Here is a 17,596-nt window from a genome sequence, read left to right as displayed (position 1 = left end):
ATGACCTTCGCCCTGGTGCCCGGGGTGTCCGTCGCCGACACCGAGAACGGCACGGTGCTGCTCGACGAACGCAACGGCCGCTACTGGATGCTGAACCGCACCGGTGCCGTCGTGCTGCGCTGTCTGCTGGACGGCGAGTCACCGCAGGAGGCGGCCCGGACGCTGATGCGGCGCTACCCCGACGCGACCGACCGGGCCACCGCCCACGTGGAGAGCCTGCTCGACGCGCTGCGCACGGCCAAGGTGATCGCCCCGTGAGCGGCGGGACCACCTTGCGCCTCGAGACCGCCGACCCCCCGCCCTGGTTCCTGCGCGCCCCCGCCGTTCTCGCCGCCGGCGTCGCACGCCTGCTGACGCTGCTGCCGCCGGCCCGGCTGCGCCGCGTACTGACGTTCGCGAGCCGGGGCGCACGCCCGGCGAGCGTGGCGCAGGCGCAGCGGGCCCGCAACGCGGTGGTGTACGTGAGCCTGGCCTGCGCGGGCCCCCGCTGTCTGCAACGCTCCGTCGCGGCGGCGCTGTTGTGCCGGCTGGGCGGCACCTGGCCGCAGTGGTGCACCGGCGTGGTCACCGAACCCTTCGGGGCACACGCCTGGGTGGCCGTGGACGGCGAGCCCGTCGGCGAGGACGACGCCCACGTCCGCGCCTTCCACGTCATCATGACCGTACCGCCCCGCCGGTGAGCGCTCCCGAACCCGCGGCGATCCGCACCCGCGGCCTGCGGCGCGTCCACGGCGACACCGTGGCCGTGCACGGCCTGGACCTGACGGTGGCGGCGGGAGAGACGTTCGGCTTCCTCGGTCCCAACGGCGCGGGCAAGACCACCACCATCGGCATGCTGTCCACCCTGCTGCGCCCCAGCGCGGGGCACGCGGCCGTGGCCGGAGCGGATGTCGCGGACCGTCCCGACGAGGTCAGGCGCAGGATCGGCGTCGTCTTCCAGGAGCCGACCGCCGACCGCGACCTGACCGGGTGGCAGAACCTGTACTTCCACGCCCGTCTCTACGGCATGCCGCGGCGCGACGTGCGCTCCCAGGCCCGCTCGCTGCTCGACATGGTGGGCCTCGCCGACCGCGGCGACGCCCCGGTCGGCACCTACTCCGGCGGCATGCACCGCAGGCTGGAGGTGGCACGCGCCCTGATGCACCGGCCGCGGGTGCTGTTCCTCGACGAGCCGACGACCGGGCTCGACCCGCAGAGCCGGGCACAGGTCTGGCAGAAACTGCACGAGCTCGTCCGGCAGGACGGGGTCACCGTCTTCCTGACCACGCACTACCTGGAGGAGGCCGAGAACTGCGACCGGATCGCGGTAATGGACCACGGCCGTCTGGTGGCGCAGGGGACTCCTCACGAACTCAAGTCGGCGATCGGCGCCGACGTCGTGCACCTGAGGACGGGCGACGACGCGAACACGGCCCGGGCGATCCGCGAGCGGTTCGGTCTGGACGCCGAGACGACGCCGGACGGTGTGCGGGTCAGGACGGCGGACGGAGCGCGCTGGGTTCCGCGGCTGTGCGCCCACCTGACCACGGGCGTCACCTCGGTGACCGTCACGAGGCCCAGCCTGGACGACGTGTTCCTGCACCACACCGGCCGTTCCATGCGGAATCCGTAGCAGGCGAGAGGAAGAAGGAGGAGCCGACGTGCTGGACTCCATCACGGAGCGCCCCGGCCGGCTCACGGCGCGGCCTTCCGGCCGACGCGCCGCCGAACTGGCCGCGCTGCGGGCGCTGGTCCGACGGGAGGCGACCCGGCTGGTCGCGAGCCCCGCCCAGGCGGGACTGACGCTGCTCAACCCGCTGCTCTACTTCGTGGTGCTCGGGACCGGGCTGAGCGCCATGGTCGGGTCCACGTCCGGCACCGGGGACTACATGACGTACGTCTACCCGGGCATCCTGATGATGGCCGTGCAGATGCCCGCGCTGAACGCCGGGATGTCCATCGTGCGCGACCGTGAGACGGGGCTGCTGCGTTCCGTGCTGGTCGCGCCGGTCCGCCGGGACACCTTCCTGGTCGGCAAGTGCCTGGGCAGCACGGTGACGGCGACCGCGCAGAGCGGGCTGTTGCTCGCGTTCGCCGGGCTCGCCGGCCTGCCCTACGATCCGCTGCTGCTGCTCGCCCTGCTGGGGGAACTGGCGCTGGTGGCGTTCACCCTGACCGCGCTCGTGACCCTGGCGGCCGTCCGCATCACCCGTATCGAGACGTTCCAGTCCGCGCTCGGCGTGACCATGCTGCCGCTGTTCTTCCTGTCGGGCGCGATGTTCTCGGTGGAGGGCCTGCCGGTGTGGCTGGCCGCGCTGACGCTCGTCAACCCGCTGACCTACGCCGTGGACGCGCTGCGGCAGACCGTGGCATGGGCCGCGCCGGGCGGCGCGCTCCCGACCGGTCCCGACTGGGCAGGCTGGACGCCGCCGCTCCTGGTCGAGCTGCTGGTGATGTGCGTGCTCGGCCTCGCCGCCCTGGTATTGGCGGCCCGCCGTTTCTCCCGCGCCGTCTAGCGAGCGGCCCTCACGCGGTCGGCGGCGTCCGCGGGGCGGAGCTCGCGAGCTCGGCGGGGGTGATCAGACCGTCCTCGAGCGCACGGGCCAGCATGTCGGTCTTCGTCGGTGCGGGCCGGCCGACCTGGGCGTACTTCACCCGAGCCCGCTTGATGTACATGTCCACGGTGTGCACGGAGACGCCCATGCGGCGGGCGACCGACGCCTTGGACATGGACTGGAACCACCACAGCAGCGACGTCCGCTCCTGCTGGGACAGCTGCGGCGCCACCGGGCTGCGGTCGGACACCAGAACGCCGGCCGTCGTCGGCGGCACGTAGGGCCGGTCCGCCGCGGCGGCGCGCACCGCGTGCAGCAGATGGGCCTGGCCCTCGCTCTTGGTGACGAACCCGGCCACGCCCATGTTCAGTACGTCCATCACCAGCGACTCGTCGGTGAACTGCGAGAAGACGACCAGCCGCTGGCCTTCGGCGGCGAGCTCGCCGATGTCCGACGTGACCAGCCGCCCGTTGAGGTTGAGGTCCACGATCAGGACGTCCACCGCGCCGGGGCGCAGGCCCGCCGTGGTGTCGCCGGTGTGTCTGACGCGCAGGCTCGGCTCCTCGGCCAGCCAGGCCCGGACACCGTCGATCACCACCGGGTGGTCGTCGACGATGCCGACGTCGAACGCGGTCCCGGTATGCGCCATCGGGATTCCAGCCACAGCAGACTCTCCTTCTCGTCGAACACCACCGATGTGTCGGCGGAGCGGATCGTGCGCGGTGCCGCGGGGGCCGCCGCGTCGGCCACCACGCTCACCGTCACCTCGCCGGCCGTCACGACGACGGTGACCCGGGCGGAGGTCTTCGCCGACGCCAGCGCCAGGAGCGGGCCCTCGGTCAGATCCCGGCGCACCGCCACGGGGACGTCGGGCAGTTCGCCGTAGCAGACGAACGTGACGTCCACGTCCCGTCGTTCGGCGACGTCGGCGCAGGCACGCAACTCGTGCAGCAGCGGGTGGGCCGCGTCCTCCGTCTCGGCGAACAGCCTGCGCAGCCGTGCCGCCTCGATCGCGCTCGACCGCCGCACGGCGTCGTCCCCCGGATGCGCCCGGCCCTCGGCCAGGTCGTGCAGCAGCGGTGCGATCCGTTCCCGCAGATAGCGGTAGCGCCTCCGCCGCTCGGCGTGCCGGGTCTCCTGGGCCGCCTGTCGCGCCATGCGGTCGGCCTGCGCCCGTGCCGCGCTGGTCGTGAGCCGGGCGGCGTGGTGCACCTCCCGGGTGAGCAGGACGAAGGTGAGCTGGATACCGGCCGTGGTGTACGACTGGGCGATCAGACGGGACCAGGCCACCTGGGCGTCCAGGTCGCCGTTCACCCCGAGCGCGACCGTCGTCATCGCGATGGTGCAGGCCAGCAGGGCGACCAGTTCGCGCGTCGGGCGCCGCATCAGGAGCAGTACGCCGAACCAGCCGACGGTGTTCGCGGCCCAGCTGACGTCGCTGATCGCCTCGCCCCTCGGATACGTCGCGACGGCGGCGACGCCGGCCAGCAGCGCGACCGACGTCAGCAGCGGGGCCAGACGGCCGCGCAGCCCGGAGCGGAGCAGGAGGACGGAGCCGATCAGCTGGACGACGGCGAGCACCAGCCAGGAGGCCAGCGCCACCCACGCCGGCTCGTAGCGGGACCAGCCCCGGACCAGGATCAGCGAGTCGTAGCCGAAGTGCCAGACCGCGACGATCACCACGACCACGACGTTGATCACATGGCTGTACCGGACCGCGACCGGCTCCCCCGCGGGTGTGCCCGGATCGTTCCTCACCGGGGCCACCGCAGCATGACGTGCACCCCGTCGCCGGGCCGCGTCTCGATGCGCGCGTCGCCGCCCACCGCCGCCATCCGCCCCGTGATGGACTCCCGCAGGCCCCTGCGGTGCGGGGGTACGGCAGCGGGATCGAAGCCGTGTCCCACGTCCAGCACGTCCACGACCACACCGGCTCCGGACGGCCGCGCCCGCACCTGGGCCGTGGTGGTGCCGGCGTGCCGGACGACGTTCGTCAGGGCCTCCGCGACGGCGTCGGCGAGCGCGGTCACGACGGGGCGGGGCAGCGACACCGGAACGAGCCCGAACTCCACGGTCAGCGTGGGCAGTCCGGGTCTCGGCGCGACGGCGGCGGCGCGCAACGCCGGGTCCAGGGGGACCAGGGGCGTGGCTGTGCCGTCGGAGCCGGCCGCACCCGCCGGGTACGCGTCGTCGTCCGTGTCCGCCGCGAGTCCCTGGATCACGCGGAGGTCGGCGACGGCTCGGTGCCGCAGCACCTCGGAACGCTCAGTGATCGCTCCCGTGCTCACCATGGTGAGGGTGGCGAGCACGGTGTCGTGCAGCCGCCGTTGCTGATCGCGTTCGTCCGCCCTGGCCGCCGCCCTGGCCAGCTCCTTCGCGTGGGCCTCGGCCTTGGCCGCCAGCGCGGAGTCCGCCGACCGAGCGGCACGGCGAAGCAGGACGAACATCCCGGCGCTCAGCATGCCCTGGAGCAGGAGCACGACGGGCGCCTCCCGTAGTCCGGGGGCACCGGCCGTGTAGGCCGCGGTGATCACCACGGCCGCGAGCAGTCCGTGGGGCTGGCGCAGGAAGCACTGTGCGTTGAGCACGGTGACGCTGGCGATGAGGTCGACCCATCCGGAGCCGGCGGACGCCGCCAGCACCGGGGCCGGGACCAGCCGGCCGTGGAGCAGGCAGAGCACGGCGCAGATCACGACGTCCCCCACTCCGAACCGGGAGGCCGGTCCTCCGTGAAGCGTGCGGACGCCGAACAGGCCCGCCCAGACCAGCACCCCGCCGACGGACAGCAGCACCCACACGGGGTTCTCCGCCGTTTCCAGCCCCAGCAGGGCGACCACCGCGGCCACCGCGGCGCCGGACATCCGCAGGACCACGGTGACCAGCAGGGCCTGACGCTCCAGGCTGAGCGTGGCGGGCCCGGCGGCGGCCACCGCGCGTCGCCCCCACACCGACGCCGAGACATGATCGGCGTGCTCGCGTTGCTCGGACATCTGTCCCTTGCCCCCGAAAGTGGGGGTTGGTCGCCCCCGCGACGACGATACGGGGAGTGCTGCGCCAGTGGAAGGGTCAACTTCTTTCAGTGTCAAGGCTGTTGGGAGACGGCCTGGACGCAACCGAGCAGTTTGTTGCGGCCCCACCGGTGCGGGCGGACCATGGAAGGAGGAGGCCGTCCTCCATGGGTGAGGCGCGCTGAAGGAGATGGGGATCATGGATCTCGTTCTGCGCCCGGGTACGCCGAGCGATGTCGAGGAGTGCGGCAGGATCTGCTTCGAGGCCTTCGCGGGGATCGCTCGTGAGCACGGCTTTCCGCCCGACATTCCCAGCCCGGAGGTGGGTGTCGAGCTGATCGAGGGGGCACTGACCCACCCGTCGTTCCACAGCGTCGTCGCCGAGCTGGACGGGCGGATCGTGGGCAGCAACTTCCTGGACGAACGCTCGCCGATCGGCGGGGTGGGACCCATCACCGTCGACCCCGCCGTCCAGAACCGGGGAACGGGCCGTCTGCTGATGCGAGCGGTGATGGACCGAGCCGCCGAGCGCGGGGCGCCCGGGATCCGGCTGCTGCAGAGCGGCTACCACAACAGGTCGTTCTCGCTGTACGCCGGCCTGGGGTTCATGTTCCGGGAGACCGTCGCCTGCATGCAGGGGCCGGCGATCCTGCGGGAGATCCCCGGGCACACCGTCCGGGAGGCCACGGACGCGGACCTCCAGGCCTGCAATGACGTGTGCCGGAGGGTCCACGGCGCCGACCGCGGCGGCGAGGTCGCCGACGCGCTGAAGCAGGGCACGGCCCGGGTCGTCGAGCGCGAGGGCCGTGTGACCGGGTACGCCACGGGCCTGGCGCTCTTCGCGCACGCCGTGGCCGAGACCACCTCGGACGTCCAGGCCCTGATCGCCTCGGCACCCGCCTTCGGCGGCCCCGGCATCCTGGTGCCCGCGAGCAACAGCCCCCTGCTGCGGTGGTGCCTGGCGAACGGCCTCCAGGTGGTCCAGCTGATGAGCCTGATGAGCATCGGCCTCTACCACGACCCCGACGGCGCGTATCTCCCCTCAGTCCTCTACTGACCGAACCGAACCGGACCCGCACCGGCCCGACGCGCGTCAGCGGCCCTGGCTCGCGGGCAGACCCGGCGGAGGATCTTCCACACCAAGGCACGCTCGCATCAGGCCGCGCATTTGTTTCCAGCGGTCCCAGAGGTCCTGGAGATCCTGCTCGATCTCCTCGAACGACCTCACCGGATTCCCCTCCTCGAGGCGCTTCACCCGTCGGTACGCCTGGGCAAGTTCTCTCGCTATGGCGTCCAACTCCGCGAGTACGACGGATGAGGCGACCAGCTGCGCTTCCGCGAAGGCGGCGTGATGGGCATGGCGTGCCGCCTCCAGCTCGTCACGGCACTCGGGCGTCACCGTGCCCTGATGGACATCCCACAGGTAGTTCATGAGTTGGATGCGATAACGGCGATAGGCCGTGTTGGTGGCGATGTAGGACGCCCGCCGCTCGGCCAGACGGGCTTCCTCCCGGTCGCGCGCCCACTGGGCCTGTACGGCCTGCTGTTGTCGTTCGAACTGTTGCTCCTGAAAGCGCGAGACGATGCGCTGGGAGAAGATGGGAGCCAGCAGGGTGCCCATCACGCCGACGAGCGCGGCGATCAGCGCGATTAGACCGTTGTCCATGTCTGCCCCCCGGCCCGACTGGATGCGTCCTGACAACCAGGCTCATGTCGCCCGGGAACCCATCGCTCCACCGGCGCCATGCGCTGACTGGGCCACCTCGCAACGATTTGACTTAATGACACAATCATTGTGTCATTGTTGGGTGCTCTATGCGACCCCGCCCCTGAGCGATAACGACCTGCGGGTCCTCGACGAGATCGAATCGATGCGCCGCGCCCTGCGTCACATGCTGCGGGCCACTCCACGCTGGACCCGCCAGCTGCGCCGCAACCTCACCGCCCGCGCGATCGCCGGGTCGAACACCATCGAGGGGTACGCGGCGACGGTTGATGACGTGGAAGCGCTCATGTCCGGCGAGGAACCTCTGGAAACCGGGGAGAGGACGCGTGCCGAGCTGGAGGGTTATCAGCGGGGCATGACCTATATCCAGGCCCTCGCCGACGCCGGGGACGACTTCCGGTACGACACCGGCCTGCTCAACGGCTTGCACTTCATGCTGCAAGGCCACCACTTGGACAAGCGCCCCGGCCGCTGGCGCGACGGGCCCGTCTACGTCACCAGCCCCGACGATCCCATGGTCCCCGCTTACACCGCACCGGACCACGACGATGTTCCCGCGCTGATGCGAGAGTTCGTCGACTGGCTCAACGAAGGTGACCTCGACGCCCCCGTCCACGTTCGCGCGTCCATGGCGCACCTGAACCTCGTGAAGATCCACCCGTGGAAGGACGGAAACGGGCGCATGTCCCGCGCCCTGTCCACCCTTGTGTTCTCCCGCGAGGCCCTGATGCCGCCCGAATTCTCTTCCATCGAGGAGTGGCTCGGCCGGGGGCAGAACACGTACGCCTACTACCAGGTCCTGGAGGACGTAGGCGGCCCGCACTGGAGCCCGGAGCGCGACACCCGTCCCTGGATCCGGTTCTGTCTGACCGCCCACCACCGTCAGGCCCAGCAGGCCCAGCGACGCTTCGACGTGATGTCCCGCGCCTGGACTCGCCTGGTCGAAGCCGTCGAAGCGGCCGGCCTGGACGAACGGGTCGTCTATGCCCTGCTGCCCGCCTTCTCCGACGCGAAGGTCCGCCGCACGGTCTACCAGCAGGACGCGGACCTCAGCGACCAACAGGCCATCCGCGACATTCGTGAACTTGTCGCCAGTGGCTGGCTGATTCCCCACGGCAAGGCGCGCGCCCGCTACTACGCCCCCGGTCCACTCATGGACCCTGTCCGTGAAGAGGTCCGCCAATCCATGGAACCGTACGCCGATCCCTACCGACGGGAGCGGTGACGGCCGGGATCGGCCGTCCCACACAAAGACAACGGGTGCCACGGCGTGGAAGCTGTGTTCGTGACCATGGCCCTCCTGAACTGCGACCTTGCCGAAGCTCAACGAACCTTCTTCAACGCCCCATGCCGCGCCGCCGAACGCCGCTTCCACAACCACGCCATGGACCTGGTCGGGTAGAACACGCCTGTGACCTACAGATTCACTGCGAAGATCGCCTACGGATGGCACGAGCCCGGCCCGGACATCTATGCCCTGACTGCCGGAGTCGCCGAGTCAGAAGGCGGGGAGAGCTTCGCGCTCGAGTTCCAGTGCGGCTTCGAAGAACCCGATGCGCAGAACATCCGTAACGGCTGCGACTCGTACTGCGTTGTCACCCCCGAGCAGGGCACCGCGTACGGGTGTGTGCGCACGGTGGAGTTGGAAGGGGACATTCTGCGGGTCACCTTCGACCCCGATGCCCTGCAAGCCCTGTTCCTGGATGACCCGGTGGTCGAGGCAGTCCTCCATGCACCGGCCGCCGACATAGCTCGCATGCGGGAGGCACTTACACGCATCCTCGCCTACGGCCGGCCTGACGCGCTCCCGATCGTGCTAGGGGTCTGAACTACGAGGACGACGTAAGGGAGGTCAACGCCCGAGCCGGCTCGAAATGGTGGCAGCTTCCCGAGCTATGGGCTCAGGCCACCAGGGCCAAGGGGGTACCTTGCAGGGATGCCGACCGAGTCCGTGCCATCCTGTCCCCAGTGTGGTGGCCCGTTGAAGGCCGGCGCGATGGCGCTATGTCACCGCGAGGAAGATGACCGCCGAACCTGCCGTGTGGTCTGGGGATGCTCCAACCAGCACATCTGGTGGAAGTGGGCCGACCGTCCGACCGCCCCGCTGGAACTCTGTCCCTACCCGGATCTGATGGACGGCTGACATCAACGACACCGGACGGGGGCGTGTGCTCGGGTTGCGCGGTCGGCTCTGGCGGGTCATCGCTTGGCCATCGACGGAGCCCGGCCGTAGGTTGGGTCCCGGACGAGTCTCCCGGGCCGCCCCCGTACAGGCCGGGGATGCAGCCATTCCCTGCGGAGCTGGAACCCCCGGAAGCCGACCGCGCGACTCAGACGGTAGCCGCGTGCACTGACAGTGGACGGTCAGCCGCTGATCAGCGCGGCCAGGAACACCGCGGCCACCGAGGGGCGGACCGCGTACGTTGCGCCTGCGGTTCCCTCGAGGGCCTCCCACCAGTGGAACGGGTACCTCCGCCCGCTTTTGCCGCGTGCCTTGCTCATCCCGGACAGGACGCCTGCCACGCGCTTCGCCGGATCCCCCTCGTTCGGTCCGGCCAGGACCTTGTCCACCAGCTCCGTGCAGTGGATCCTGCGGCCGGGGTTGCGGATCAGGTACTCGAAGACCTGTCGGGCCTGTGGCGGGAGTTCGGCCAGGAAGGCCGCGGCGCGCTCCACGTCCTCGGGGCCCCATTCCAAGGCATCGTTGTGCCCCTCTCCGCCGGAGTGCTTGGCCCATCGCGGATCGGCCTCAGTCAGATACGCCGTCACGTCCACCCCATGTCTCCTCTTTGAGAGCCTTCATTCTGCCCCGGGTCAGACGGCCGGTGTTTTCGTCCTGGCGGGGGCCGGGGCCGCGGGGGTGTCCGGGGTCGTCGGGGGTTCCATGCGGTCCAGGTGGAGGGTGTGGTGGAGGGTGCGGAGGGGGGACGGGGCCCACCAGTTGGCCTTGCCGAGGAGGGCCATCAGGGACGGGACCAGCAGGGCGCGGACGATCGTGGCGTCGATGAGGACCGCGAAGGCCGCTCCCAGGCCCAGTTCCTGGATGAAGACCAGGCGGGACAGCGCGAGCGCGCCCACCGGGACGCAGAAGAGCAGGGCGGCCGAGGTCACGATCGAGCCGGTGCGGGCGAGGCCGTGGGCCACCGCCGTACGGTCGTCCATGCCCTGGGCGCGGGCCTCCTTGATGCGGCTCAGCAGGAAGACGTTGTAGTCGGTGGAGAGGCCGAAGGCGATCGCGAAGACCAGGACGGGCGTCGTGGTCTCCAGGCCGCTCTGGGCGGCGAAGCCGAGGTTGCCGTCCTGGAAGACCCACACCAGGAAGCCGAACGCGGCGCCGGTGGAGAGCAGGTTCATCACCAGGGCCTTCAGCGGCAGCACCACCGAGCCGGAGAAGGCGAAGAGCAGCAGCAGGGTGACCACGGCCAGGATGCCGCCGGCCAGGGGCAGGCTGTCGGCGATGCTCTCGCGCTGGGCCAGGAAGTCCGCCGTCGCCCCGGCGAACCGGGCGGGGTACGGCGCCGTCACGTCCTGTACGGCCTCGACGGCGTCCAGGGCGGGGTCGTCCAGGGGGTCGTCGGTGAGGACGGCGTCGATCTGCCAGTGGCGGTCGTCCAGTTGGACGGGTGCGCCGACCGCGTCCACGCCCTCGACGTCACCGAGGCGTTCCGCGTAGTCGGTGAGCCGGGCGGGGTCCGGGGCGTCACCCGTGTCGAGCACGATCTGGAGGGGCGAGGCGGACTGGGCGTCGTAGTCCTGGCTGACGACGGCGGCCACCTGGCCGGCGCTGGTCTCCTCCGGCAGGGAGGTCGCGTCCACGCCGGTGAAGCGGACGCCCGCCAGCGGGGAGGCGATCACGAGCAGGACCGTCGTGGCGAGCAGGGCGAAGACGGCCGGCCGGCGCATCACGGTCCGGGCGATCCGGTGCCAGCGGCCCTCGGCGGCCCGCGCGGAGTCGGCCGTGCGCTGCCAGCGGCGCGGTGCCAGGGAGTTGATGCGCCTGCCGAGCACGGCCAGGAACGCGGGCAGGCCCAGGAGGGCGAACAGGGCCGCCGAGACCACGGTGATGACGCCCGCCAGGCCCATGGAGCGCAGGTAGGGCTGGGGGAAGGCGGTGAGGGCGGCCAGTGCGGCGGCCACGGTGAGGGCGCTGAAGAGTACGGTGCGGCCGGCGGTGGCGACCGTACGGCACACGGCGTGCGCGCCCGGTCCGTGCTCGGCGAGTTCGTCCCGGTAGCGGGAGACGATCAGCAGGCCGAAGTCGATGGACAGGCCGAGGCCCAGGGCGAAGGCCAGGCTCATCGCCCCGGCGGAGACGTTCATGAAGTCGGTGGCGACGCGCAGGCCCGCCATGGTGAGCAGCAGCGAGACGATGCCGCCGAGCAGCGGGACGAACGCGGCCACCAGTCCTCGGAAGACCAGGAAGAGGAGGACGAGGATGACGGGCAGGCTGAGCAGTTCGGCCTGGGCGAGGTCCTCGTCGGAGACCTGGCCGACCTGGACGTGACCGGGGGTGGCGCCGCCGAGCGAGGTGCTGTCGCGCAGCTCGGGGTCGTCCTCGATGGCCTGCTGGAGTTCTTCCTCGGCCGTCCTGCTCTCCTGGTCGTTCATGGCGCGGACATTGCCGACGACCAGGGTGCTGCTCCCGTCGCGGGCGATCAGCGAGGCGCCGCCGTCGGAGGTGTAGTCGATCACCTGCTCGACCTCGGGGCGGGAGCGCAACAGTTCCGCGGCGGCGGTCACGGCCGCGGGCGGGGCGTCGCCCGCCTCGACCGGCTCGTCGGTCTCCACCAGCAGCAGATAGCCCTGCTGGGGGTCGATCCCCGTGGCGCGTCCGATGATCTCCCGGGCCGCGACGTTGCCGCCGCCCGGATCGTCGTAGTCGGACAGGCTGTTGGTGAGTTTCTCCGACACGGTGCCGCCGTACAGGGTGGCCAGGGCGGTGACCAGGAGGGCCAGCAGGAGGACGGCGATCCGCCGCCGGTGCAGGGCCGAACCCAGAGCGGAGAACATGGGATTCCTTCCTTCGAGCCCAAGGGAGCGCGCGGCACGGACGAACCGGTTCCGCCAGCGTCGGGCATGGCGCTGGAGTCTCGCTGAAGGAGAGCTTGCGGCTCCTCGCTCAAGCGCCGCTTGAGCCGGGAGCGGGGTGGGCTGCGCCGGGCCGGTGCGGCCGGTAGCGTCCGACTCCGGACGACGTCCGATTCCGAATCCGAATCCGAATCCGATTTCACTTCCGCTGTCCGACAGGGGTCTGTCATGCGCCGTATCTCGTCCGCCGTGCACATCGACGCGCCCGCCGACCGGGTGTGGGCGGTCCTCACCGACTTCGAGAGGTTCCACGAGTGGAACCCGTTCCTCGTCGAGGCCGCGGGCCGGGCGGTGCCCGGCGCCCGGCTCACCCTGCGGTTCCGGCTGCCCGACGGCGGACGGGAGATGGTCTTCCGCCCGACCGTGCTGGAGAGCGAGCCCGGGCGGCTGCTGCGCTGGCGCGGCCGGTTCGGTGTGCCGGGCATCTTCGACGGAGTGCACAGCTTCGAGCTGACCGCGCGCGACGGCGGCACCCACGTACTCCAGAGCGAGCACTTCAGCGGGCTCCTGGTGCCGTTCTCCGGTTCGGTCATCACCCCCTCGGAGCGCGGGTTCCGCACTCTTACGGACGCGCTGAAGGCCAGGGTCGAGTCGTCGTCCGGTGCTCCCGAGCCGCAGCGGCACTGACGCGTCGCGGTCGTCTCTGCAAGGCGAGCTTTAGGCGGCGGTCGCACGATCGACCGACCATGACGTTCGCTGGAGAGGCAGCATGACGATGACAGCTGAGCTGACCGCACAGGTGTGCGTGGTCGGAGGGGGACCGGCCGGCCTCACGCTCGCCGTGGAGCTCGCCAAGCGTTCCGTGTCGGTGGTGGTACTGGAGCAGAGCGGGCACTTCAACCGGTCCTTCCGCGGCGAGTCGGTGTCCCCGGACTCGGTCTGGCTGCTCGACCGGCTCGGGCTGCTGGACCGGCTCGACGGCACCTACGCCCAGATGCACCACATGGAGATCGTCGACGCCGGCGCCACCGTGATGCGCACCGACTTCTCCGACTACCGCTACCCGCACCCCTACCCGGTGGAGCTGCCGCAGCCCGCCCTGCTGTCCGCGCTCGCCGACGTCGGCCGGGAGCACGCCGGTTTCACGCTCCGTCAGTCGGCCACCGCCGTGGGCCTGCTCAGGGAAGGGGGCGAGAACGGTCCGGTCACCGGGGTGCGCGCCCGCACCCCGGACGGGGAGATCACCGTACGGGCGGCGCTGACGGTGGCGGCCGACGGGCGGTTCAGCAAGGTCCGGGAGATGTCAGGGCTGCCGTACGAGAAGGTGCCGCTGGACCGGGACGTGATCTGGCTGCGGCTGCCCTTCCCCGCCGAGTGGGACTTCCACACGTACCGCATCCGCATCCTCGGCGGCGAGCACGGCCTGTTCATCCCCACCCACCCCGACAGCGTCCGGGTGGGTCTCAACATCCCCAAGGGCGGCCTGAAGGACCTGCGCGCCCAGGGCCTCGGCGCGCTGCACGAGCGGCTGGACCGGCTCGCCCCGGAGCTGTCGGAGACCGTGCGCAAGGAGGTGCGGTCCTGGTCGGACACCTCGATGCTGGACATCTTCACCACCGTGGTGCCGCGCTGGCACACGGCCGGACTGGTCCTGATGGGCGACGCCGCGCACACCCTGACCCCGATCCTCGGCCAGGGCGTCAACCACGCCATCATCGACGCGGTCACCCTGGCGCCGCTGATCGACGAGGCGATGGCGGCCGGCGGCGGCACCCAGGCGCTGCTGCGTGCCGGGGAGCGGTTCCAGCAGTCCCGCGCGGAGGCCGTACGCCGCTCCCGCGCCCTGCAACTGCGCCAGGAACGGCTCTTCGCGCTGCACGGACGGGCCGGGGGCGTCCTCCGCCGCTCCCTGTACCGGGTGGTGAACCGCAACCGGCGGCTTCAGCAGCGGGTGCTGGCGAGGGCGTACTTCCAGGTGCAGCAGCCGGGGCCGATCGTGGCGGAGCGGGTGGTGCGGGAGCCCGTGCGGCCCGTCTGACCCTTCCTCACGCGGGCGCCCTTGAAAGGCCGTTGCCCGGATCCCTCGTCGAGGTGTCCGGGCAACGGCCTTTGTGGTGGCGGTGGTTCGTTCACCAGGTGACGGGGACCCGCTCCAGGGCGTGGACCATCATGCCGCTGGTCAGGGTGAGGCTGTCGACATCCTCGGCCAGGGCCAGCCGGGGGAAGCGGCGGATCAGCGAGGAGATGGCGATCTGGAGCTCGGCGCGGGCCAGCGCGGCGCCCAGGCAGAAGTGCGCGCCGTGGCCGAAGGCCAGATGGGCGGTGGCGGACGACCGCGCCAGGTCGAAGTCGCCGGGGGCCTCACCGAAGCGGTCGGGGTCCTGGTTCGCGGAGGCGACCGCCGCGATGACGCCGCTGCCCTTGGGGATCGTGGTGCCGCCGATCTCGACGTCCTCCAGGGTGACGCGGAACGGGCCGCCGTCGCCGATGGGGTTGATGCGCAGCAGTTCCTCGACCACGTGCTCGATCGTCTCCGGGCGCTCCCGCAGCGCGGCCAGGTGCTCGGGGTGCCGCAGCAGGGTGAGCACACACTTGCCGATCATGCTGACCGTGGTCTCGTGGCCGGCGACGAGGAGCGTGATGCCCATGGTGATCAGCTCGTGCTCGCTCAGCCGGTCGCCGTCCTCGTCGTGCACGGCGACCAGGGCGCTCATGAGGTCGTCGGCGGGCTCCTCGCGCTTGCGCCGGACCAGCTCGGCGAGGTACTGCACCATCGCCATCCGCTGCTCCATCACCTCCTGCTCGCTGTGGGCCGTGAGCGAGACGAAGGCGTCGGACCAGGCGCGGAAGCGGTCCCGGTCCTCGAAGGGCACGCCGAGCAGCTCGCAGATGACCATCACCGGCAGCGGGAACGCGAAGACGGGGTTGAGGTCGACCGGCGGGGACAGCTTCTCCATCCCGTCCAGCATCTCGTCGGTGAGCTGCTGGATGCGGGGGCGCAGGTTCTGCACCCGGCGGGCGGTGAACTCGCGGGAGACGAGCTTGCGCACCCGGGTGTGCTCGGGCGGGTCCATGGTGAACAGGCTGCCGGGCATGGGCGGGGCCGCGGTGAGGCGGGGGGCGCCCTCGGCCAGCATCGCCGCGCGGCTGAACCGGAGGTCGGCGAGGACGGTACGGGCGTCCTCGTAGCGGCTGACGACGAAGCCCTCGTCGCCGCTGGGCAGCTGGACTCTGGCCACGGGGCACTTGGCGCGCAGCTCCTCGTAGACGGGCGGCACCTCCACCGCGGAGGGACGGTGGAAGGGGTAGGGGATCGCGGCCTCCGGCCCGGCCTCGGGCTCGGCGGGGTGCGCTGAGGCGGTGTCCATCGTGTGTGGCCTCCATGCTTCGGGGTTCACCGGCGTGCGGACTGTTTGGCGAGGGTCGCAGTGGGGGCTTGTGGGGGGATAAAGGCCGACTGGATCCGGGGGGGCCGGCTGGATTCGGGAGGGCGGGTGGGCATGGCTCAGGCCCGCAGCGGCGGGGGGTGGGCTGCGGGCCTGAGTGTCTTTTGTGGGGGGGGTGTGCGGGCGTACGGGGGTGGTGGGTGGGTTTTTTCGCCCCCGCCGCCCCTTCCCGTCCCGTCCCGGGGCTCCGCCCCGGACCCCGCTCCTCAAACGCCGGAGGGGCTGGTTGGTGCTGAGGTGGCGTCAGCGGTGCCAGCCGTCGGGGGTGCGGAGGCCGAAGCCCAGGGATCGGGCGATCGCGATGTTGGTGAGCCAGGACATCGCGAAGGTGAAGGGGGCCGCGATGTCCTCCGGGCCGTCGCCCAGGAACGAGAAGACGATCATGATGGCGAAGGGGATCGCGGCGCGGTGCAGGAGGTTGTACAGCGGCACGGCACGGGGGGCGAGCCGGCCGGGGCCGGTGGACTGGCCGAGGCCGGCCAGGCGGGACAGGTCGGGCAGTACGGCGCCGAGGGCGGCCGCAGGAATCACCCAGCCGGTGTGCTTGACCACCTCGAAGACGTCCCAGGCGAGCAGGAACGCGCCCAGCACGCCCCAGACCCCGCGCAGCGGTGCGGGTGTGGAACTCCTCGTGGCTCCGGTGGGTTCGGTACTTGCCATGCGGCTCTCCCTCGGATGTGGGGGGTCACGATCAGTATCCGGTGGCGCGCTGGAGCGCCGCTGGAGTCGCGGACGGGCCGGGGGAACGCCCTCGTTCCCGGGTGGATTCTCCCCGGCCCGCCGCCGGTCACTCGCCCGAGCGCCAGGGCTCCCATTCCGGGGCGTCGAGGATCTCCAGCACCGCGCAGGTGCAGCTGAAACCCGAGCCGCCGCCGACGAGGAGCACCCGGTCCCCCGGGTTCAACTCCCGCCGCTCGACCAGGTCGTTGAACCCGGCGATCTGGTCGCCGGCGCCCAGGTGGCCCACCGTGCGGGCGAACTCCCACGTGGACCGCTCCAGCGGGATGCCGAGCAGTTGCGGCACCTGCCACTCCATCCGGCTGCGTCCGCTGGCCAGCGGCACCACCCGGGCGACGTCCTCGCGGCCGATCCCGGCGTCGGCGAGCACGGTGTCGACCACGGAGTTCATCACCGCGGCGACCCGCTCCGTGGCCTCCCGGACGCTGCCGTGGGTGCGCACGTAGTGCCCGACCCGGCCGAGCAGGTCCAGGGGTTCGCCCGAGGGGAGCGGTCGCAGCTCCGGTCCTCGTACCACCGCTTCCAGGGAGGTGTCGGACCCGCTGGCCGTGGACAGCAGCCGGGCGAAGCCGCCGCGCGCGGACAGCAGCAGGGCGGTGCCGCCGTCGCCGTACACGAAGCCGGGTTCGCTGCTCCACCGCCGTACCAGGGGCGCGCCGAACCGGTCGGCGGTGGTGATCATCGCCGCGGACGACCCGGGGCCCGTGGCCACCTGCCGGGCCGCGACCTCCAGGGCGCCGAGGCCGCCGTTGCACTCCTGTTCCAGCCCGTAGGCGAGGACGCCGCGGCGCAGGGCGTGGCCGGCCACGTAGGAGGCCGCGGGCCACATCTCGACGCCCTGGAACCAGATGCCGCTGTGGATCAGCAGCTCCACGTCCTCGGCGTCCAGCCCGGAGCGCTTGAGCGCGGTCGTCGCGGCCTGGACGGCCATGTCCGGGGGTGCCATGGACGGGTCGGCGACGCTGACGGACAGGATGTCGTCCGCCGCGTGCTGCTGCGCGTCGTACGCGCCGGAGTCCAGGGCGGACCGGGCGGTCTCGGGCGTGCCGAGCCACACCCCCGTTCCCGCCACGTACACGTCTTCCCACCGCATGGGGTCTCCTCTCTCCTCAGGTC

Annotated in this window: 19 protein-coding genes; 10 read left to right on the top strand and 9 right to left on the bottom strand. The window is 71.5% G+C overall.

Annotated elements, in window-relative coordinates; all coding sequences use genetic code 11:
* The 4 genes from ACZ470_RS01960 to ACZ470_RS01945 are packed head-to-tail and all read left to right on the top strand — an operon-like array spanning nucleotide 1 to nucleotide 2,495.
* Nucleotides 1-258, top strand: coding sequence for a lasso peptide biosynthesis PqqD family chaperone (locus ACZ470_RS01960; protein WP_468423507.1), 258 nt, complete (start codon nucleotides 1-3; stop codon nucleotides 256-258).
* On the top strand, nucleotides 255-680 hold the full coding sequence (locus ACZ470_RS01955; RefSeq protein ID WP_468423505.1) for a lasso peptide biosynthesis B2 protein: 426 nt from the start codon (nucleotides 255-257) through the stop codon (nucleotides 678-680). Before ACZ470_RS01960 ends, ACZ470_RS01955 begins: the two co-directional genes overlap by 4 nt.
* Nucleotides 677-1,612 (top strand): ATP-binding cassette domain-containing protein, encoded by a 936-nt coding sequence (locus tag ACZ470_RS01950; RefSeq protein ID WP_468423503.1) that lies wholly within the window; start codon nucleotides 677-679, stop codon nucleotides 1,610-1,612. Before ACZ470_RS01955 ends, ACZ470_RS01950 begins: the two co-directional genes overlap by 4 nt.
* A gap of 28 nt (nucleotides 1,613-1,640) precedes the next feature.
* Nucleotides 1,641-2,495: an ABC transporter permease gene (locus ACZ470_RS01945; protein ID WP_468423501.1), complete on the top strand. Its 855-nt coding sequence runs from the start codon at nucleotides 1,641-1,643 to the stop codon at nucleotides 2,493-2,495.
* Nucleotides 2,496-2,505: 10 nt separating this feature from the next.
* Here the strand turns inward: ACZ470_RS01945 and ACZ470_RS01940 are convergent, their stop codons facing one another.
* Genes ACZ470_RS01940 through ACZ470_RS01930 form a run of 3 tightly spaced genes read right to left on the bottom strand, consistent with a single transcriptional unit; the run spans nucleotide 2,506 to nucleotide 5,524 of the window.
* Nucleotides 2,506-3,183: a response regulator gene (locus ACZ470_RS01940; RefSeq protein ID WP_468423499.1), complete on the bottom strand. Its 678-nt coding sequence runs from the start codon at nucleotides 3,181-3,183 to the stop codon at nucleotides 2,506-2,508.
* Complete coding sequence (locus ACZ470_RS01935) at nucleotides 3,126-4,292, bottom strand: hypothetical protein (protein WP_468423498.1); 1,167 nt, start codon at nucleotides 4,290-4,292, stop codon at nucleotides 3,126-3,128. Before ACZ470_RS01935 ends, ACZ470_RS01940 begins: the two co-directional genes overlap by 58 nt.
* Complete coding sequence (locus ACZ470_RS01930; protein ID WP_468423496.1) at nucleotides 4,289-5,524, bottom strand: sensor histidine kinase; 1,236 nt, start codon at nucleotides 5,522-5,524, stop codon at nucleotides 4,289-4,291. The genes ACZ470_RS01935 and ACZ470_RS01930 overlap by 4 nt, the downstream gene beginning before the upstream one ends.
* Before the next feature lie 217 nt (nucleotides 5,525-5,741).
* Between ACZ470_RS01930 and ACZ470_RS01925 the strand changes: the two genes are divergently transcribed.
* On the top strand, nucleotides 5,742-6,599 hold the full coding sequence (locus ACZ470_RS01925) for a GNAT family N-acetyltransferase (RefSeq protein WP_468423494.1): 858 nt from the start codon (nucleotides 5,742-5,744) through the stop codon (nucleotides 6,597-6,599).
* Nucleotides 6,600-6,635: 36 nt separating this feature from the next.
* Here ACZ470_RS01925 and ACZ470_RS01920 read toward each other — a convergent pair whose 3' ends face one another.
* Nucleotides 6,636-7,208 carry a hypothetical protein gene (locus ACZ470_RS01920; RefSeq protein WP_468423493.1) on the bottom strand — a complete coding sequence of 191 codons (573 nt, stop codon included), beginning with the start codon at nucleotides 7,206-7,208 and terminating at the stop codon, nucleotides 6,636-6,638.
* 142 nt (nucleotides 7,209-7,350) lie between these two features.
* Here ACZ470_RS01920 and ACZ470_RS01915 point away from each other — a divergent pair, with 142 nt between their 5' ends.
* From ACZ470_RS01915 to ACZ470_RS01905, 3 genes are read left to right on the top strand one after another with little or no spacing between them, the layout of a single operon-like run.
* Nucleotides 7,351-8,493 (top strand): Fic family protein, encoded by a 1,143-nt coding sequence (locus ACZ470_RS01915; protein ID WP_468423491.1) that lies wholly within the window; start codon nucleotides 7,351-7,353, stop codon nucleotides 8,491-8,493.
* A gap of 45 nt (nucleotides 8,494-8,538) precedes the next feature.
* Nucleotides 8,539-8,670, top strand: coding sequence for a hypothetical protein (locus ACZ470_RS01910; protein ID WP_468423490.1), 132 nt, complete (start codon nucleotides 8,539-8,541; stop codon nucleotides 8,668-8,670).
* Between the two features lie 9 nt (nucleotides 8,671-8,679).
* Nucleotides 8,680-9,096, top strand: coding sequence for an Imm10 family immunity protein (locus ACZ470_RS01905; RefSeq protein ID WP_468423488.1), 417 nt, complete (start codon nucleotides 8,680-8,682; stop codon nucleotides 9,094-9,096).
* 536 nt (nucleotides 9,097-9,632) lie between these two features.
* Here ACZ470_RS01905 and ACZ470_RS01900 read toward each other — a convergent pair.
* Together ACZ470_RS01900 and ACZ470_RS01895 are read right to left on the bottom strand one after the other, a co-directional pair.
* Nucleotides 9,633-10,043 carry a DUF6416 domain-containing protein gene (locus tag ACZ470_RS01900; protein ID WP_468423486.1) on the bottom strand — a complete coding sequence of 137 codons (411 nt, stop codon included), beginning with the start codon at nucleotides 10,041-10,043 and terminating at the stop codon, nucleotides 9,633-9,635.
* Nucleotides 10,044-10,082: 39 nt separating this feature from the next.
* Nucleotides 10,083-12,278, bottom strand: coding sequence for an MMPL family transporter (locus tag ACZ470_RS01895; RefSeq protein WP_468423484.1), 2,196 nt, complete (start codon nucleotides 12,276-12,278; stop codon nucleotides 10,083-10,085).
* Between the two features lie 246 nt (nucleotides 12,279-12,524).
* Between ACZ470_RS01895 and ACZ470_RS01890 the strand changes: the two genes are divergently transcribed.
* Both ACZ470_RS01890 and ACZ470_RS01885 read left to right on the top strand, forming a co-directional pair.
* Nucleotides 12,525-12,983 carry an SRPBCC family protein gene (locus ACZ470_RS01890; RefSeq protein ID WP_468423482.1) on the top strand — a complete coding sequence of 153 codons (459 nt, stop codon included), beginning with the start codon at nucleotides 12,525-12,527 and terminating at the stop codon, nucleotides 12,981-12,983.
* 82 nt (nucleotides 12,984-13,065) lie between these two features.
* Complete coding sequence (locus ACZ470_RS01885) at nucleotides 13,066-14,334, top strand: FAD-dependent oxidoreductase (RefSeq protein ID WP_468423481.1); 1,269 nt, start codon at nucleotides 13,066-13,068, stop codon at nucleotides 14,332-14,334.
* 91 nt (nucleotides 14,335-14,425) lie between these two features.
* On the opposite strand, the gene ACZ470_RS01880 is transcribed toward ACZ470_RS01885, so the two are convergent.
* From ACZ470_RS01880 to ACZ470_RS01870, 3 genes are all read right to left on the bottom strand, one after another.
* Nucleotides 14,426-15,664, bottom strand: a complete 1,239-nt coding sequence (locus ACZ470_RS01880) for a cytochrome P450 (RefSeq protein ID WP_468423479.1) — start codon at nucleotides 15,662-15,664, stop codon at nucleotides 14,426-14,428.
* Between the two features lie 321 nt (nucleotides 15,665-15,985).
* Nucleotides 15,986-16,402, bottom strand: a complete 417-nt coding sequence (locus tag ACZ470_RS01875) for a DUF4260 family protein (protein WP_468423477.1) — start codon at nucleotides 16,400-16,402, stop codon at nucleotides 15,986-15,988.
* 127 nt (nucleotides 16,403-16,529) lie between these two features.
* Nucleotides 16,530-17,573, bottom strand: coding sequence for a ketoacyl-ACP synthase III family protein (locus tag ACZ470_RS01870; protein ID WP_468423475.1), 1,044 nt, complete (start codon nucleotides 17,571-17,573; stop codon nucleotides 16,530-16,532).
* Nucleotides 17,574-17,596 lie beyond the last annotated feature (23 nt).

It is taken from the genome of Streptomyces sp. NPDC031111 (assembly GCF_055570675.1).
This window is presented reverse-complemented; position numbering and strand designations above follow the sequence as displayed.

Bases quoted from the DNA above. Each gene is read 5' to 3' on its own strand.
- ACZ470_RS01925 (WP_468423494.1), top strand. From the start codon at position 5,742: ATGGATCTCGTTCTGCGCCCGGGTACGCCGAGCGATGTCGAGGAGTGC.
- ACZ470_RS01875 (WP_468423477.1), bottom strand. From the start codon at position 16,402: ATGGCAAGTACCGAACCCACCGGAGCCACGAGGAGTTCCACACCCGCA.
- ACZ470_RS01940 (WP_468423499.1), bottom strand. From the start codon at position 3,183: ATGGCGCATACCGGGACCGCGTTCGACGTCGGCATCGTCGACGACCAC.
- ACZ470_RS01920 (WP_468423493.1), bottom strand. From the start codon at position 7,208: ATGGACAACGGTCTAATCGCGCTGATCGCCGCGCTCGTCGGCGTGATG.
- ACZ470_RS01930 (WP_468423496.1), bottom strand. From the start codon at position 5,524: ATGTCCGAGCAACGCGAGCACGCCGATCATGTCTCGGCGTCGGTGTGG.
- ACZ470_RS01880 (WP_468423479.1), bottom strand. From the start codon at position 15,664: ATGGACACCGCCTCAGCGCACCCCGCCGAGCCCGAGGCCGGGCCGGAG.
- ACZ470_RS01870 (WP_468423475.1), bottom strand. From the start codon at position 17,573: ATGCGGTGGGAAGACGTGTACGTGGCGGGAACGGGGGTGTGGCTCGGC.
- ACZ470_RS01960 (WP_468423507.1), top strand. From the start codon at position 1: ATGACCTTCGCCCTGGTGCCCGGGGTGTCCGTCGCCGACACCGAGAAC.
- ACZ470_RS01895 (WP_468423484.1), bottom strand. From the start codon at position 12,278: ATGTTCTCCGCTCTGGGTTCGGCCCTGCACCGGCGGCGGATCGCCGTC.
- ACZ470_RS01890 (WP_468423482.1), top strand. From the start codon at position 12,525: ATGCGCCGTATCTCGTCCGCCGTGCACATCGACGCGCCCGCCGACCGG.
- ACZ470_RS01885 (WP_468423481.1), top strand. From the start codon at position 13,066: ATGACGATGACAGCTGAGCTGACCGCACAGGTGTGCGTGGTCGGAGGG.